Origin of the sequence: Frankia sp. AvcI1 (assembly GCF_001420875.1) — a bacterium.
In the GTDB taxonomy this organism is placed as follows: Bacteria; Actinomycetota; Actinomycetes; order Frankiales; family Frankiaceae; genus Frankia; species Frankia alni.
This window is the reverse complement of record NZ_LJFZ01000025.1, coordinates 38,789-54,045: the sequence shown is the minus strand read 5'-3', so window position 1 is coordinate 54,045 and position 15,257 is coordinate 38,789. Positions and strand designations below refer to the sequence as shown.

Sequence of the window (15,257 nt, the reverse complement as noted above, 5' to 3'; positions counted from 1 at the left end):
CATCGCCTCGCAGATCACGACGGCGTGCTCGACGGTGAGCTCACCGGCCGCCAGGGCCGCGCCGGTGGCCCGGCACACCTCGTGAACATCACGGGCGAGAGTGATCTGCCTACGCGCCTCCCGGGACGCCAGCGCCAGCCGATCCCGCAACCAGGCAGCAGTGTCCACCGCTCCCTGACGCAGCGCGAAACCCCGATCCTGCGCCTCGACCAGCAGCCGACCACGCGCCGCCGCGACCCGCCCGACCAGCCGGCAGACCCCTTCGATCAACGCCTCCAACTCGCCGTCCGACAGCCGCCAGGTCTCATCCGACAGCAGCCCCTCGACCTGCCCGGCGATCACCGCCAGCCGCGCCGGTGGCACCGGCCCGTCTCGCGCGCCGTCCTCGAAACTCATAGGTCAACGGTAGGACAACGAGATCCCGATGTCGAACGTATGTTCGTCTGCGTGAGCGGCGTCGACGGGCATCAGGACGGGGGAAAGATCTTCCTGTATCGCGACTACCTGGATCCGCTTGCCCTTGCGGCGGCACGGTCGGAGNTGTCCACCCCGGCTGAGCAGGGGGCGGGCTGAGAACACGAGTCCTTCGCGGCGCGACGGGTTCCGTGTCGCCGGCCGGTTTCGGGGTGGTCAGGAGGTCCTGCCCGCGGCCGTGGTCGAGGCCGGCGCGGCGACCCCCGCGGGCGCTGGGGTGATGCCGTGCGTGCGCAGGTAGCGTTCCAGCCGGCCGACGGGGTCGGTGGTCGACCGGTAGGCGAGGTAGCCGTCGGGACGGACGAGGACGGCCTCACCGATCGCGGCGCCGTAGCGTGCCCGCGCCCGGCCGGCCGGGTCGAGGACGGTGCCATCGTCGCCGGAATGCGCTCCGCCGGAACGCGCTCCGCCGGAATGCGCTCCGCCGGAGTGATCGCCGCCGGAATGCTCACCGCCGGAAGGATCGTCGCGGGTATCCCGGACGGTGGGTGCAGTCGCGACGATCCGGGCGGTGACGAGGTCGCCGAAGCGGGCGTGGATCAGGGCGGCGTCGTCGTGCAGCCGCCGGGCTGCGGCGTCGTCGCTGCCGGCGAACAGCAGGAGCGAGAACCAGGGGGTCCGGGTCGCCTGGCGCAGCGTCGGGCCGTCCGGGGCGGCGAGCGCGACGTCGGGGGCGAGCGCGACGTCCGGGGCGAGGGCGCCCGGGCCCGGCACACCGCGCCGGCGTCCGATGCGGTGCGGGTCGAGGTCGGTGAGGGGACCGTGGGGGTAGCCGAGCCCGAGCTGGCTGAGTGCGGCGGCCGCGCGGCGGCCCAGCGGCGGGCTCGCGGCGACGAGTCGCAGGGCGAGGCCGCGCGCCCGCCGGGCGACCGGGTGCTGGGCGGTGATCACGCGGGTCGCCCGGGCCGTGCCGGCCAGCAGCCGGTCGGCGACCGGCTCGCGCTCGGCGGCGTAGGTGTCGAGCAGGGTCGCGTCCGCCCGGCCGGTGGCGACCAGCGCGAGGCGCCAGCCCAGGGCGTAGGCGTCCTGCAGGCCGGTGTTCATGCCCTGCCCGCCCACGGGACTGTGCGAGTGCGCCGCGTCACCGGCGAGCATCACCCGCCCGCGGCGAAAACTCTCCGCCCGGCGCTGATGGACGCGGAACGTGGTGGTCCAGAGCGTCTCGGTCAGCCGCGGCGGGTCGGTCAGCCGCGCGTCGAGCAGCCGTTGCAGCTCCGCCGCCACGTCGGGATCGGCCCGGTCGTCGGAGTGGTCGGCCCGGTCGTCGGCCCGGTCGTCGGCCTGGCCGTCGGAGTGGTCGGAGTGGTCGGCGTGATCGTCGGAGTGGTCGGCGTGGTCGTCGGAGTGGGCGCCGGGGAGGTCATCGATGCCGGGGAGGTCGGGGAGGTCGGCGATGAAGCGCCAGTGCCGGGGGCCGGGCATCGGGAAGGCGGCGACGACCCCGGCGGGAGAGAAGGTCACCTGTCCGTGCGCGCGCTCGCGGGCCCAGTCGGTCACGACGTCGCCGAGGGCGAAGGTCTCGGGCAGGTCGAAGCCGTGCGTGGCGATGNCGGCGGCGCGCCGGACCTGACTGTGCGCGCCGTCGCAGCCGACCAGCCAGTCGGTGTGGACGGTGCGCGTCGAACCGTCGGCGTGCCGCAGCTGCGCGACGACATGGTCGCCCTCCTGCCGGACCGCCGCGCACTCGACGCCGGTGTCGATCCGCACCCCCAGCCGCGCGGCGTGTGCGCGCAGCAGGTCCTCGGTCTGCGGCTGTGGCAGCGACAGGGTGAACGGGAAGGGGCTCGGCACCCGACCGATGGGCAGCCGCACGACCGTCCCCCCGCTCCGCCCCGCCCCCCGACCCGCACTCCGTCCGCTCCCGCCGGGTCCGCTCCCGCCGGGCCGCCCGCCGCCCGCGTCGGGTCGGCCGCTGACGTCGTGCACCTCGACCTGGCGCAGCGGATGACCGCGGCGCACCGCCTCGGCGGCCAGGTCGAGGTCGTCGAGCAGCATCAGCGTGCGGCTGCTGACGGCGAGGGCGCGGCTGGCGGGGGATCGGACCGACTCCCGCTCCACGATCCGGGCGCGCACCCCGCGTCGGACCAGCTCGGCGGCCANCAGCAGGCCGGTCGGGCCGGCGCCGACGATCAGGACTCCGGCCCGGTCCGCGGCACTCGGCATGCGCCGAACGTAGCGATGTCACGGATGGTAGGCAACCGCTGACCACGACCCCCGCTCGGCCGCTCGTCCTGGTGCGGGGCGTCAGCGGCGGTCAGCGGGNGTCAGGGGGNGTCAGCGCTCGCGGATCACCGTCGCCACCGTGTACGGACGGCCGGCCGGGCCGCCCGCGCTGACCTCGTACACCGCGAGGGAACGGCCCCGGTGGACCGCGCGGGTCGTGAAGGTGACGGGATGGTTGCCGTCGCCGGGGCGCAGGAAGCTGATCCGGACCGATGTGGTGTGTGGCGGCCCGTCCGGGTCCGCCAGCGCCACCGCGAGATCGGAGCCGCACAGCAGCACACCGCCGTGCACGGTGTTGTGCGGGTTCTGCATCCCGGGACCGCTCGGCAGGACGAGCGCCGGCCAGCCCGCCTCGGGCCCCGCCGCCCCGGCCGCCGACAACGCCCCGGCCGCCGGTGACGTCTGCTCGGGGATCGCTCCGGCCGACGCNGACGCCGACGCCGACGTCGACGCCGGCGCCAGGTCGAGGGTGTCGAACAGGGACTCGTGGTCCGCGGGCGGCAGGGGCGGGCGCATTCCGCCCGGCGGCAGGATGTCCGCCGGCACGTAGCGGCAACGGCCGGTCGCCACGGCCACCACCCGGCCCTCGCCGTCGTACACGGTGGCGGCGGCGAGCCCGCCGACGGCGTCGCGGCCCAGCAGCGTGGCGTGCGCGGTCAGCTCCGGGCCGGCCCACGGCGGGGGGACGACGACCTCCAGCGAGAGCTGGGAGGTCACCGAATGCCGGTCGCCGAGGCGGGCCCGCAGGATCGCCGAGCCGATCGCGTCGTCGACCACGACCCCGAGCGAGCCGACCGTCGGGACGCCGTCGGGTCCGGCCAGCCACGGCCCGATCCGCATCCGTACCCGGGTACCGTCGTCGCCGTGCACGGGGGGCAGCACCCGAAAGCGCGTCTCGGCGTACTCCCTGGCCCGGGCGCCGGGCGGCTCGGCCCGGCCAGTCGTGGTGGTCAAGCCTTCGGCCCGCCGGCGACGTAGATGATCTGGCCGGAGACGAAGCCGGCGCCCTCGCTGACGAAGAACGACACGGTGTGCGCGATGTCGTCGACCTCGCCGNCCCGGCCGACCGGGATCACCCCCGACGACGCGGCGACGTACTCCTCCCAGGTCTTGCCCATGCGGGCGGCGGTGGNCCGGGTCATGTCGCTGGCGATGAAGCCCGGCGCGATGCAGTTCGCGGTGACGCCGAACTTGCCGAGCTCGATCGCCGCCGTCTTCGTGAAGCCCTGCAGGCCGGCCTTGGCGGTGGAGTAGTTCAGCTGGCCGCGGTTGCCCAGCNCCGACGTGCTCGACAGGTTGACGATGCGGCCCCAGCCGGCGTCGACCATGTGCTTCTGAACCGCGCGGGTCATCAGGAACGCGCCGCGCAGGTGCACGCCGATCACCGAGTCCCAGTCGGCCTCGCTCATCTTGAACAGCAGGTTGTCCCGGGTGATGCCGGCATTGTTGATCAGCACGGTCGGCGCGCCGAGCCCCTCGGTGACGGCCGCGACGGCCGCGGTGACCTGCTCGGGGTCGGCGACGTCCGCGCCGACCGCCAGGGCGCGACCGCCGGCCGCGGTGATCGCCTCGACGGTGCCCTTGGCGGCGGCCTCCTCCAGGTCGAGCACGGCGACCGCCAGGCCGTCGCGGGACAGCCGCTGGGCGATCGCGGCGCCGATGCCGCGGGCCGCCCCGGTGACGATCGCGACGCGGGTGGGGGATTCGGACACGGGCGCACTCCTAGCAGTAGAGGTCACGGCAGCAGTAGAGGTCACGGCAGCAGGGTGAGGTCACGGCAGCAGTTGAGGTCAGGGCAGTTGAGGTCACGTGGCAGGTGGGCAGGCAGCCAGGCGGCGGTCGGCGTGGCCGGGCGCGAGGGCCCCAGGGGCACATTTGCGCCCACCTTCCGGCCAGTCAAGCGAATGGTCACCCTGGGCGGCCGGCGCGCCGCGGTGATCTGCGGCGCGCGCCGGATGGGGTATGAAGGAACTCGTGGTCGGCCGGGCCGGTACAGCCGGCGACGCACGTGTCGTCGTGAGTGTCGTCGTCGGTGTCGACGTGACTGTCGTCGACGTGAATGTCGTCGACGTGACTGTCGTCGACGTGAATGTCATTGTGAGGAAACTGCGGACATGACTGTTGCCGGGCCCGTCGGAGCGGCCCCCGAGGAGCGCCCGGGGGCGGACCGGCGCGTGCGCCTGCCGAAGTCGGCCGAGCTCGTCGCCGGGCACCTGCGTCGGCAGATCGTCCGCGGGGAGCTCGCCGCCGGCGAGGCGCTGCCCCCCGAAAGCGCGCTCATGGCCCAGTTCCACGTGTCGCGCCCGACGCTGCGCGAGGCCTTCCGGGTGCTGGAGAGCGAATCGCTGATCACGGTGCGGATGGGGCCGGGCGGCGGAGTGCGGGTGCGCCCGCCGAACGTCGACGTCGCCGCCCGCTACGCCGGGCTGATCCTGCAGCACCAGGGCACCGCGCTCGCCGACGTGCTGGCGGTCCGCGAGGTCGCCGAGCCGCAGGCCGTCGCCCACCTCGCCCGTGCCGGCGGGCCGACGGAGATCACCCGGCTGCGGGCCGCCCTCGACGAGCCGGCCGAACCCGCCGAGTCGCCGTTGGACACGCTGCGCCGCCTCGAGCGGTTCCACCCGCTGCTGATCGAGCTGACCGGCAACCAGACGCTGCGGGTCCTGATGGGCATGATCGAGCACATCGTCGAGCTCGCCGACCGGTCGCGGGTGCAGTCGGACGCCGGCTCGCCCGACCTGGACACGGCGGTCGCGCGCAGCCGGGCCGCCCACGCCCGGGTCGTGGACCTCATCGAGGCCCGCGACGCCGAGCGCGCCGAGCGGCTGTGGCGCCGCCACCTCGTCGCCGGCCGGGACTACCTCGAGCGCGGCGACGGCACCACCGTCCTGGACATGTTCGGCTGACCCGCCCGCCCGGTGCCGGGCGTCCGGCACCCGCCGGCTGCCCGCCGCGCTGCGCCCGCCGGCCGGGTTCACCTCTCCGTGGAGCCGGCGAGGACGTCGACGGCCGCGGCCCCGTCCGGCTGCGCGGGGGCGTGGGCGGTGATGCCGGCGAGCGCGGCGATGCGGTCGAGCTGCTCCTGCGGGTCGCGCAGCAGCAGCCGGTCGGTCGTGGCCCGCTTGAGGTACAGGTGGGCGGAGTGCTCCCAGGTGAAGCCGATGCCGCCGTGCACCTGGACGTTCTCGCCGGCGGCGAGCAGGGCCGCCTCCGAGCAGGTCAGGCCGGCGATGCTGGCCACCTCGGGCAGCTCGGCGGGGGACTCGTCGGCGGTCCACGCCGCGTACATCACCGCCGACGTGGCCGCCTCCACCTCCAGCAGCACGGTCGCCAGCTTGTGCTTGATCGCCTGGAAGGAGCCGATCGGCCGGCCGAACTGCTCGCGCTGCTTGGCGTAGTCCACCGCCGACGCCAGGGCCGCCTCGGCGACGCCGAGCTGCTCGGCGGCGAGCAGGGTGACCGCCGCGTCGAGGGTGCGGGCCAGGCCCGGCGCACCGGCGCCGTCGGCGCCGAGCAGGACACCGGGCGTGCCGGTGAGGGTGACCCGGGTGACCTGCCGGGTCGGGTCGACGACGGGCAGCGCCTCGACGGCCAGGCCTGCGGCGCCGGCGTCGACGAGGAACAGCGACGTCCCGGCGGCGGTCGTGGCGGTGACGACGAACAGCCCGGCGCTCTGCCCGTCGAGCACCCAGTCCTTGACGCCGCTCAGCGCCCAGCCGTCCCCGGCGCGCTCGGCCGTGGTCGTGGGGGTGGCGTCCCAGGGCCGACCGGGTTCGCGGGCGGCGAGGGTGCCGGTGGTGGTGCCGGCGGCCAGGCCCGGCAGGTGGGCGGCGGCGGCGTCGGGGTCGCCGGCGTGCAGCAGCGCCTGGGTGGCGATGCTGGTCGACAGCAGGGGCGCGCACAGCAGGCTGCGGCCGGCCTCGCTCAGCGCGATGCCGAGCTCCACCAGGCCGAACCCGGCGCCGCCGTACTCCTCCGGCACGGCGAGGGCCGGCAGCTCCAGCTCGTCGCACAGCCGCTGCCAGGTCACCGGGTCCCACCCGGTCGGCGTCGCCATGTCGCGCCGCACCGCATCGGCGTCGGCNACCTCGGCGAAGTAGCGCCGGATGCCGCGGCGCAGCTCTTCGTGCTCGGGACTGTACCGGAACTGCACGGAACCTCCAGCGGGTGACCGGGCCCGGCGACCGGAGTGTGGCGGCGAGTCGGCGGACGTCGACGGGACCCTGTGCTTCAGNCGGGACCCTGTACTCGAGACAGGACCCTGTGGTCGAGACAGGACCCTGTGCTCGACACACAAGGATAGGGATATTGTTTATCTGATTCTAGCCGTCGCGGGTGTGGGGAGGTCAGGGTGGACACGCGGTATCCGGCGGAGGTGGAGCAGTTCCGTGCCGAGGTGCGGGCGGTGCTGGCGGAGGAGCTGCCCCCGGACTGGCCGGGGACGGGCGCCCTGGGCGACGCGGCGGCGGTCCGCGAGTTCGTGACCGGATGGCGCCGGACGCTGCACCGCCGCGGGCTGCTGGGGGTGGCCTGGCCGGTGGAGCACGGCGGCCGGGGGCTGACCACCCTGCACCAGGTGGTGCTGGTGGAGGAGCTGACCCGGGCCGGGGTGCCGTTCGGGGTGCAGCCGCAGGACTCGACCGGGTTCAAGATGCTGGGCAACACCCTGCTGCGCTACGGCACCGAGGCGCAGAAGGCGACCATCCTGCCCGGCCTGCTGTCCNGCGAGCAGATCTGGTGCCAGGGCTTCTCCGAGCCGAACGCCGGCTCCGACCTCGCCGCGGCGGGGACGCGGGCACGCCTGGTCGACGGCGAGTGGCACATCGACGGGCAGAAGATCTGGACGTCGGGGGCNCACCGCAGCACGGGGATCTTCGTGCTGGCCCGCACCGAGCCCGAGGCGGCCAAGCACCGGGGGCTGTCGTTCCTGCTGGTGCCGCTGGACCAGCCGGGGGTGGAGGTCCGCCCGATCCGGCACATGACCGGCGGGGAGGACTTCTGCGAGGTGTTCTTCACCGACGCCCGCTGCCCCGCGGACGCCATCGTCGGCAAGCCCGGCGACGGGTGGAAGGTCGCCTCGACCCTGCTGACCTACGAGCGCGGCGAGGAGGCGGCGACCAACCCGATCCTGTTCGCCGCGGAGCTCGACCGGCTGGTGGAGCTGGCCCGCCGGCGCGGGGTCGCGGACGAGCCCTCGGTGCGCCGGCGGCTGGCGTACTTCCGGTCCCGGGTGGAGGTCATGCGCTTCCTCGGCTACCGGATCCTCAGCGACGTGCTGGCCGGCGGCGAGCTGGGGGCGGCGTCCTCGGTGTCGAAGCTCTACTGGAGCGAGTACCACCGCGAGGTCACGCAGCTCGCGCTGGACATCGAGGGGCTCGACGGCCTGGTGCTCGTCGGCAAGGGGCCGTCGCGGCCGCTGCGGACCGACGACCCGGGCGCCGACCCGGAGTCGACGACGAGCTGGTGGGAGGTCTCGCTCAACGCCCGGGCGGGCACGGTGTACGCGGGCACCTCGGAGGTGCAGCGCAACATCCTCGCCGAGCGCGTCCTCGGCCTACCCCGCGAGCCAGCCGTCTGAGTCGATCGGCGCCCCGGGCTCGCCGGGGCGCCCGAGCAGGTCCAGCGTGGCCTCGTCGCGCCCGCCCTGGCCGAGGTAGCGGGCGCCGGCGGCCAGGTGGCGCCGCCAGAGGTCCTGCGCGCCGGTGGCGTCCCCGGCCTCGACGAGGTCGACGAGCATGGCGTGCACCCGCACGGTCCCGCGCTCGGCCCGCNCCAGCTCCGGGGTGCCGAGGTCGGCCTCGACGCGCGTCCAGGTGGTCCGGTTGATGATCTCGCCGAGCAGGGTGATCAGCAGGGCGAGCGTCTCGTTGCCGGCGAGGCGGACCACGAGGGTGTGGAACTCGTTGTGTAGCCGCACCCCCTGCACCCGCTCCGTGGCCGCGTCGTGCTCGGCCAGCAGGGCACGCAGCGCCCGCAGGTCGGCCCGGGTGCGCCGGCGGGCCAGCGCGGCGGCGGTCGGCGGTTCGAGCAGCAGCCGGGCGTCCCAGACGTCGGCGATCGTGGTGGCGCGGTGCTCCAGGACGAGCCCCGCGTAGCGCGCCGCGACCGCCGGGTTCGGCGACTGGACGCGGGCCCCGCCGCCCGCGCCCCGGCGGACCGTGATGAGCGACTCCGCCTCCAGGATGCGCAGCGCCTCCCGCAGGGTCGGCCGCGAGACCCCGTACTGCCCCATGAGCACGGCCTCGGGCGGCAGCGCCTGACCCTCGGCGAGGGTGTTGCGGACGATGGCCTGCCGCAGGTCCGAGGCGACCAGCTCGGCCATCTTCGGCACGCGCATCCGCCGGCCGATGGCGTCGGGTGACCGGTGCGGACCGCCTGCGGCCACGCTGTCTCCTTCGGTCGGGCGGGGAGGGATCGGGCGGAGCGAGGGCCCGTCGGCGAACATTCTAAGATATAGATAATTTAGCGCTCAAGGCCGACTGGACCGTGTCCCTCGTGTCACTCGGCAGGACCGGGACGGCGTCGCGCGGAAGCGGTGCGGCCACGTAAACGACAGGTGTGGCGGATGTCGGTATATTTCGGTAGCGTCTCCTTTCGCTGGTCAGCGTGCCTCGCCGCGGCAGAAGCCGGGCGGTTGGCCGCACCGGCAGCTATGACGAACCGCGAGTACGGGGGTGCGCGCGTCCGGCGAATTCCGGNGTGATCCTTCTCGTCCGCGGGTTCGTGTTCCGCACGCCGCTCGCGTCCGCTCGGGAGTCCTGCCGGTATGCCTCGCACACGCTCGTCCCTGGTCCTGACCGTCGCGCTGCTCGCGCTGAGTGCGCTTGCGGGCGGCTGCTCGTCGGACACGCAACCCGCGTCCGCCGCCTGTGACACCCCCGGGGTCACCGCCGACCAGGTCCGCCTCGGCCTGCTCTACCCCGACTCGGGCCCCACCGCGTCGACGCTGGCGGCCGTGCGGGGCGGTGTCGACGCCCGCCTGGGGCTGGCGAACGAGGCCGGCGGCGTCCACGGCCGGAAGATCGTCTACGACTGGCGGGACGACCAGGGCACGACGGAGGCGAACGCGATCGGCGCCCGCGACCTGGTCGAGGGCAAGGGGGACTTCGGCATCCTCGAGTACTCCCTGGCCGCCGACGGCAGCGCGGGCTACCTCGCCGAGCGGGACGTGCCGGTGGCGGGCCTGGCCGCCAGCGACGGCTGGTCGACCCGGCGGAACATGTTCTCCTTCTCCTACACCAACGGCGCGCCCACCGACACCTACGGCACGTTCGTGAAGTCCCACGGCGGCACCCGGGCGGTCCTGCTCACCACCGCCCTGTCCACCGGCGTCAACGACGCCGGCGCCCGCCTGTCCACGAGCCTGCGCGCGGTCGGCATCGGTGTCGTCGACCAGATCGGCTACACCGCCAACGCGGACAACCCGGCCGCGATCGCCCGGCGGCTTGCCGCCACCGGCGCCGACACGCTGCTCACCGTCGTCGGCACCCCCGACCTGCCGGCGGTGCTGCGCGAGCTGCCCGCCACCGGGTGGAACCCGAAGGTGATCCTCTCGCTCAGCGGCTACGACGGCCAGGCGCTGGCCGAGGCGGACGGCGCCATGACCGGCGTCGTCGTGCCGGTGTTCTACCGGCCGTTCGAGGCCGGCGGGGCGCCCATCGCCGGCTACCTCGACGCGATGTCGCGCTACGCCCCCCAGATCGCCAATCCTCGCCAGGACCTCGCGATGATCGCCTACATCGACACCGACCTGTTCCTGCGGGGGCTGCAGGAGGCCGGCGCCTGCCCGACCCGCAAGGGCTTCGTCGACGCCCTGCGCGCGGTGCACAGCTACGACGCCGGGGGCCTGATCTCGCCCCTGAACCTCAGCACCAACCTGGGCCGNCCCACCACCTGCCTCGCGNTCGTCCAGGCCACCGCCGCCGGCACCTTCGACGTCCTCGACGAGCGGCTGTGCGGCCGGGAGCTGCCCGCCTCCGGCGGTGCCGGCTGAGCGATCACCGCGCCGGATTCGGCCATATCCGATAGACAGGTAGACAGCGCTTTCTCGGCGCCAGGAACCGGAGGTCAGATGNATCGGGGTGCGGGACCGCTGGCCGGACTGCGCGTGGTGGAGCTCGCCGGCCTCGGCCAGGTGGCGATGGCCGCGATGGCGCTCGCCGACCTCGGCGCGGACGTGGTCCGCCTGATCCGGCCGGGCGGCGGCCCCTACCCGGCCACGGCCGGCGACCCGGTGCTGCGCGGGCGCCGGCACGTCACGGTCGACCTGCGCTCGCCGCAGGGGCGGGACACCGCCCTCGACCTCGCCGCGGCGGCCGACGTCGTGCTGGAGGCGATGCGTCCCGGCGTCGCCGAGCGCCTCGGGATCGGCCCGCAGGACTGCCTCGCCCGTAACCCCCGGCTGGTCTACGCGCGGATCACCGGGTGGGGCCAGCAGGGGCCGCTGTCCCACCAGGCCGGCCACGACATTAACTACATCGCGCTGACCGGGGTGCTGGGGGCACTGGGCCGCGCCGGGGAACGGCCGCTGCCACCGCTGAACCTGCTCGGCTTCGCCGGCGGCGCGATGCAGGGCGTCATCGGGGTGCTCGCGGCGCTGCACGAGGTGGAGCGCTCCGGCCGGGGCCAGGTCGTCGACGCCGCCATCGTCGACGGCGTCAGCATGCTCGCGCAGATGGTCTGGTCGTTTCGCGGCCAGGGGCGGTGGAACGACGCCCGGGAGAGCAACCTGTTCGACGGGCACGCGCCCTTCTTCGACACCTACACCTGCGCCGACGGTCGCTTCGTCGCCGTCGCCGCACTGGAACCGGCCTTCTACGCGAACCTGCTGCTCGGCCTGGACCTGGCCGGCGCCGACCTCCCGGCGCAGGACGACGAGGCGGGCTGGCCGGTGCTGCGCGCCCGCTTCACCGAGGCCTTCGTCCGGCGCACCCGCGACGAGTGGGTCGCCGCGTTCGCCGACCTCGACGCCTGCCTCACCCCGGTGCTGACCTTCGACGAGGTGACGGCGCACCCGCAGATCGCCGCCCGCGGCACGGTCGTCGAGGTCGACGGCGTCACCCAGGNCGCCCCGACCCCGCGCTTCTCCGCCACCCCGGCGCCGCCCCCGCGCCCGCACACCGACCCCGAGTCGGCCGAGAAGGTCCTCGCCGCCTGGCGCGACCGCTGACGCCGGCGGGCGCCTGCGCGACACCTCGAGCGGCCCGGCACGGCTATGTTGGGGATCTTCTACCCTGGAGGTGAGGGCGATGGCCAGTCCGACGCCGCGGATCCCCCGACACATTCCCGTCGACGCCGCCGCCCGGCACGGCTCGCTGCGCATCGCCGACTACCAGATCGGCGATCACCGTGTCTGGGCGGCCACCGACGATCTCGGTGTCGTCGCCCTGGCCGGGACGCGCGAGGAGCTTCAGCAGGCGCTGGAGGAGTTCCCGCAGTAGCGGCGGGCGGCGGAAAGTACCTGGGGCACCGCGGTCGGTGCCGGTTCTAGGCGGACGGCTCCGCGGCCGGCGGGGGATCGTCCCAGGTCCAGGTGCGGATCTCGGGCAGATCCTCCAGATGGTCGCGAATGTAGCCGTGGTGGCGGCTGAGCTGAGTTTCGCAGTGGGTGACGAGGCGGTCGGTGCCGGGACGGGTGGTGCGGGCGAACTCGATGGCGAGGNGCGCGAGGTGGTAACGACTGACCTCGTTGCGGACGAGCATGTCGAACGGGGTGGTCGTCGTCCCCTGCTCGATGAAGCCGCGGACGTGGAAGCGCTGGGGGTTGTGCCGGCCGTGCAGGAGCTGGTGCACGCCGCGNCTGTAGCCGTGGAACCCGACGACGACGTCGGTCTCGTCGGTGAACAGGGCCCGGAACATCGGGTTGGAGAAACCGTGCGGGTGCAGGTCGCTGCGCAGCAGGGCCATCAGGTCGATGACGTTGACGACACGCACGGAGAGGCTGGGCACGAACCGGCGTAGCAGCTGGGCGGNGGCGAGGATCTCCATGGTGGGGACGTCACCGATGCCGAGGAGAACGATGTCGGGATCGCGCCCGAGCGGGGTCTCGGTGCCCGCCCAGTCCCAGACGGAGCCGCCCCGGGCCGCATGCTCGTCGGCCTCGGCGGCGGTGAGGTACTGCAGGTGCGGCTGCTTGTCGGCCACGAGCAGGTTGACGTGGTCGCGGCTGCGCAGGCAGTGGTCGGCGACGGACAGCAGGCTGTTGGNGTCCGGCGGCAGCCAGACCCGCACGACGCCGGGGGACAGCGGGACGACGGTGTCGATGAGGCCGGGTCCCTGGTGGGAGAAACCGTTGTGATCATTGCGCCAGCAGGTGCTGGTCAGCAGCACGTTGAGGCTGGGGACGGGCTCGCGCCAGCCGAGCCGGGCCGCTTCCTGCAGCCACTTCGTGTGCTGGATGAGCATCGAGGCGGACACCATGGCGAACGCCTCGTAAGTGGCGAACAGGCCGTGGCGGCCGGTGAGGGTGTAGGCCTCCAGCCAGCCCTGGCACAGGTGCTCGGAGAGCACCTCCATGACCCGGCCGGAGGGGGAGACCCGGTCGTCGTGCGGGTCGATCGGGGCGACCAGGCAGCGGTCGGTCACCTCCAGGATGGCGCCGAGCCGGTTGCTGGTGAGCTCGTCCGGGCTGAAGACCCGGAAGGTGGTCGGGTTGTCGCGGTAGACGTCGCGCAGCAGCTCGCCGAGCGGCCGGGTCGTCTCGTAGGAGTCGCGGCCGCGGTGGAGCGGGTCGATGTCCAGNGCGTGCGTCCGCCAGTCGGGCAGGCGCAGCGGTTCGGTGCGCCTGCCCCCGTTGGCATAGCTGGTGGCCCCCAGCCGCTTGTCCCCGGCCGGGGCGAGCGCGGCCAGTTCGGCGGCAAGCCGGCCGTCGGCGTCGAACAGCCGCTCGGGCTGGTAGGACCGCAGCCACGCGTCGAGCTGGGCCAGGTGCTTCGGGTTCTCCCGGACCGTGGCCAGCGGCACCTGATGGGCGCGGAAGGTGCCCTCCACCTGCACGCCGTCGACCTCGTGCGGGCCGGTCCAGCCCTTCGGGGTGCGCAGCACGATCATCGGCCAGACCGGGGTGTCGGTGACCGTACCGCCCGGGCGGCGGGCGGCGTGCTGGAGGCGCCGGATCGCCTGGTGGGCCGTGGCGAGGGCGGCGGCGANGTCCCGGTGGACCTGGCGGACGTCGCTGCCCTCGACCCACAGGACCTCGTACCCGTGGCCGGCGAGGTAGGCGGTCACCTGGTCGCGGCTGCGCCGGCCGAGCACGGTGGGGTTGGCGATCTTGTACTGGTTGAGGTTCAGGATCGGCAGGACCGCGCCGTCGCGGGCCGGGTTGAGGAAGGTGATGCCCTTCCAGCTGCCCTCCAGCGGGCCGGTCTCGGCCTCCCCGTCGCCGACGACGGCGGCGACCAGCAGGTCGGGATGGTCGAAGGCGGCGCCGAAGGCGTGCACCAGGGCGTAGCCGAGCTCGCCGCCCTCGTGGATGGACCCCGGTGTCGGCACGCTGACGTGGCTGGGGATGCCCCCCGGGGTGGAGAACTGCTCGACCAGCCTGGTCAGCCCGGCCGTGTCCGCGGACACCGCCGGGTAGATCTCCGAGTAGGTGCCCTCCAGGTAGGTGTTCGCGACCAGGGCCGGGCCGCCGTGCCCGGGGCCCGCCACGTACAGCACGTCCTGGCCGGTCAGGCCGACCAGGCGGTTGAGGTGCGCGTACACGAGGTTCAGCGCCGGTGACGTCCCCCAGTGCCCGAGCAGCCGCGGCTTGATGTGCTCGGGGCGCAGCGGCTCCCGCAGCAGGGGGTTGGCCCGCAGATAGATCTGCGCGACCGTCAGGTAGTTGGCGGCATTCCAGTAGGCGATCAGCCGGTCCAGCGACGGCTCGTCCAGCTCCGGAACGGGACTGTCGAGCTCCTCGACATCCACCGTGGCAGTCATGCTGCCAAGACTCCCACCTGTTCCGCCCACCACCTACAGGTGTCCGATTCCGCGTCGCCCGGCCAGGCCCAGCCGGGCCCGGCCAGGCCCGGAAGGTCGGCCTCGGCAGGTCCGAAGGACCCGCGGCCGGGTGCCTTCCGGCACTCGTCGCCGAGAAGTGCCGCGGGGAGGGCGACGACCGGCCCGTCGCGGTGGGCTGTTCGCGGGGCGTGTCGGGACCTTCGTCCCGGTGGCGGCGGACCTTCGGTCCCTCCGGGGGCGACCTGCGCACGATTACCCGGCAGACGCGCCGAGCAGCTCGGTGGCACCCGCACCCTCGCCACGCCGACCGGCGGGGGCACCCACCTGCACTGGGCCGCCCCGCTGTAACCGCCGCCCGGGAGATCCTCGCCGGGACGAGCTCCGGGCCGTCGTCGACGCGGCGCAACCGGTGTCCGTCGAGATTCGCCCCGCCGGCCCGCGGTGGACAGGGACGAACGGCTCGCCGGCCAGGACCTTCGGCACGCCGGCACCGCCGGAGCCGCCGGACAACCCACCTTCCTCCGTCCCGCCCGCACCAGAGGTAACGGGCCGGTGGGACCGGCTGCAGGCGGCCGCCGACCGGAGCGCACGTTGGCGGTGCCCGCCGGCGAGATCGC

General features: G+C 74.3%; 11 protein-coding genes and 16 pseudogenes. 9 read left to right on the top strand and 18 right to left on the bottom strand.

All coding sequences use genetic code 11. The features are described 5' to 3' along the window. The 7 genes and pseudogenes from UK94_RS62425 to UK94_RS62400 form a co-directional block, all read right to left on the bottom strand. A partial coding sequence (locus UK94_RS62425) for a DUF222 domain-containing protein (RefSeq protein WP_235489284.1) occupies window positions 1–396 on the bottom strand: 396 nt, incomplete at its 3' end. A 234-nt stretch (window positions 397–630) separates the two neighbouring features. Next, on the bottom strand, window positions 631–1,935 hold the full coding sequence (locus tag UK94_RS22660; protein WP_235489347.1) for an FAD-dependent monooxygenase: 1,305 nt from the start codon (window positions 1,933–1,935) through the stop codon (window positions 631–633). An 813-nt stretch (window positions 1,936–2,748) separates the two neighbouring features. Further along, the gene (locus UK94_RS62420) at window positions 2,749–3,009 is read right to left on the bottom strand and encodes a PaaI family thioesterase (RefSeq protein ID WP_235489345.1); all 261 of its coding nucleotides are present in this window, start codon (window positions 3,007–3,009) and stop codon (window positions 2,749–2,751) included. A 638-nt stretch (window positions 3,010–3,647) separates the two neighbouring features. After that, window positions 3,648–3,753 (bottom strand): annotated as a pseudogene (locus UK94_RS62415) (beta-ketoacyl-ACP reductase); the annotation flags it as partial. 1 nt (window position 3,754) lies between these two features. Next, window positions 3,755–3,829, bottom strand: a pseudogene (locus UK94_RS62410) (hypothetical protein); the annotation flags it as partial. A gap of 1 nt (window position 3,830) precedes the next feature. Beyond that, window positions 3,831–3,975, bottom strand: a pseudogene (locus UK94_RS62405) (SDR family NAD(P)-dependent oxidoreductase); the annotation flags it as partial. Window position 3,976: 1 nt separating this feature from the next. After that, window positions 3,977–4,409 (bottom strand): SDR family NAD(P)-dependent oxidoreductase (locus tag UK94_RS62400; protein WP_235489282.1); only part of this gene is annotated, 433 nt, incomplete at its 3' end. A 250-nt stretch (window positions 4,410–4,659) separates the two neighbouring features. Here UK94_RS62400 and UK94_RS34030 point away from each other — a divergent pair. Both UK94_RS34030 and UK94_RS22645 read left to right on the top strand, forming a co-directional pair. After that, the gene (locus UK94_RS34030; protein WP_157734399.1) at window positions 4,660–4,815 is read left to right on the top strand and encodes a hypothetical protein; all 156 of its coding nucleotides are present in this window, start codon (window positions 4,660–4,662) and stop codon (window positions 4,813–4,815) included. After that, window positions 4,812–5,603, top strand: coding sequence for a GntR family transcriptional regulator (locus tag UK94_RS22645; RefSeq protein ID WP_050997133.1), 792 nt, complete (start codon window positions 4,812–4,814; stop codon window positions 5,601–5,603). Before UK94_RS34030 ends, UK94_RS22645 begins: the two co-directional genes overlap by 4 nt. 68 nt (window positions 5,604–5,671) lie before the next feature. Here UK94_RS22645 and UK94_RS74735 read toward each other — a convergent pair. Next, a pseudogene (locus UK94_RS74735) lies at window positions 5,672–6,781 on the bottom strand (acyl-CoA dehydrogenase family protein); the annotation flags it as partial. A 1-nt stretch (window position 6,782) separates the two neighbouring features. Then, the coding region (locus UK94_RS74730) for a hypothetical protein (RefSeq protein ID WP_268761565.1) at window positions 6,783–6,850 on the bottom strand (68 nt) is incomplete at its 3' end. 198 nt (window positions 6,851–7,048) lie between these two features. Between UK94_RS74730 and UK94_RS62385 the strand changes: the two are divergent. The 3 genes and pseudogenes from UK94_RS62385 to UK94_RS62375 form a co-directional block, all read left to right on the top strand. Further along, a pseudogene (locus tag UK94_RS62385) lies at window positions 7,049–7,420 on the top strand (acyl-CoA dehydrogenase family protein); the annotation flags it as partial. A 9-nt stretch (window positions 7,421–7,429) separates the two neighbouring features. Continuing rightward, window positions 7,430–7,551, top strand: a pseudogene (locus tag UK94_RS62380) (acyl-CoA dehydrogenase family protein); the annotation flags it as partial. Between the two features lies 1 nt (window position 7,552). Next, a partial coding sequence (locus tag UK94_RS62375) for an acyl-CoA dehydrogenase family protein (protein ID WP_268761560.1) occupies window positions 7,553–8,275 on the top strand: 723 nt, incomplete at its 5' end. Here UK94_RS62375 and UK94_RS62370 read toward each other — a convergent pair. Together UK94_RS62370 and UK94_RS22630 are read right to left on the bottom strand one after the other, a co-directional pair. Continuing rightward, window positions 8,252–8,468: pseudogene (locus UK94_RS62370) on the bottom strand (GntR family transcriptional regulator); the annotation flags it as partial. The gene UK94_RS62375 and the pseudogene UK94_RS62370 overlap by 24 nt on opposite strands. A gap of 1 nt (window position 8,469) precedes the next feature. Further along, a partial coding sequence (locus UK94_RS22630) for a GntR family transcriptional regulator (RefSeq protein WP_235489340.1) occupies window positions 8,470–9,019 on the bottom strand: 550 nt, incomplete at its 3' end. A 444-nt stretch (window positions 9,020–9,463) separates the two neighbouring features. On the opposite strand from UK94_RS22630, the pseudogene UK94_RS22625 reads away from it, so the two are divergent. The 4 genes and pseudogenes from UK94_RS22625 to UK94_RS22615 all read left to right on the top strand — a co-directional run. Then, window positions 9,464–10,581 (top strand): annotated as a pseudogene (locus UK94_RS22625) (ABC transporter substrate-binding protein); the annotation flags it as partial. Window positions 10,582–10,772: 191 nt separating this feature from the next. After that, window positions 10,773–11,762 (top strand): annotated as a pseudogene (locus tag UK94_RS22620) (CaiB/BaiF CoA-transferase family protein); the annotation flags it as partial. 1 nt (window position 11,763) lies between these two features. Beyond that, a partial coding sequence (locus UK94_RS74725; protein WP_268761564.1) for a hypothetical protein occupies window positions 11,764–11,866 on the top strand: 103 nt, incomplete at its 5' end. Window positions 11,867–11,945: 79 nt separating this feature from the next. After that, on the top strand, window positions 11,946–12,137 hold the full coding sequence (locus UK94_RS22615) for a hypothetical protein (RefSeq protein ID WP_041939348.1): 192 nt from the start codon (window positions 11,946–11,948) through the stop codon (window positions 12,135–12,137). Between the two features lie 46 nt (window positions 12,138–12,183). Here the strand turns inward: UK94_RS22615 and UK94_RS62365 are convergent. From UK94_RS62365 to UK94_RS62335, 7 pseudogenes are all read right to left on the bottom strand, one after another. Next, window positions 12,184–12,358, bottom strand: a pseudogene (locus UK94_RS62365) (hypothetical protein); the annotation flags it as partial. 1 nt (window position 12,359) lies between these two features. Next, window positions 12,360–12,495: pseudogene (locus UK94_RS62360) on the bottom strand (hypothetical protein); the annotation flags it as partial. 1 nt (window position 12,496) lies between these two features. Further along, window positions 12,497–12,668: pseudogene (locus tag UK94_RS62355) on the bottom strand (hypothetical protein); the annotation flags it as partial. Between the two features lies 1 nt (window position 12,669). Next, window positions 12,670–12,902, bottom strand: a pseudogene (locus tag UK94_RS62350) (hypothetical protein); the annotation flags it as partial. 1 nt (window position 12,903) lies between these two features. After that, a pseudogene (locus UK94_RS62345) lies at window positions 12,904–13,437 on the bottom strand (phosphoketolase); the annotation flags it as partial. Window position 13,438: 1 nt separating this feature from the next. Beyond that, window positions 13,439–13,844, bottom strand: a pseudogene (locus tag UK94_RS62340) (phosphoketolase); the annotation flags it as partial. Window position 13,845: 1 nt separating this feature from the next. Next, window positions 13,846–14,619: pseudogene (locus UK94_RS62335) on the bottom strand (phosphoketolase); the annotation flags it as partial. Between the last annotated feature and the right edge of the window lie 638 nt (window positions 14,620–15,257).

Bases quoted from the DNA above. Each gene is read 5' to 3' on its own strand.
- UK94_RS62420 (WP_235489345.1), bottom strand. From the start codon at position 3,009: ATGCAGAACCCGCACAACACCGTGCACGGCGGTGTGCTGCTGTGCGGC.
- UK94_RS34030 (WP_157734399.1), top strand. From the start codon at position 4,660: ATGAAGGAACTCGTGGTCGGCCGGGCCGGTACAGCCGGCGACGCACGT.
- UK94_RS22645 (WP_050997133.1), top strand. From the start codon at position 4,812: ATGACTGTTGCCGGGCCCGTCGGAGCGGCCCCCGAGGAGCGCCCGGGG.
- UK94_RS22615 (WP_041939348.1), top strand. From the start codon at position 11,946: ATGGCCAGTCCGACGCCGCGGATCCCCCGACACATTCCCGTCGACGCC.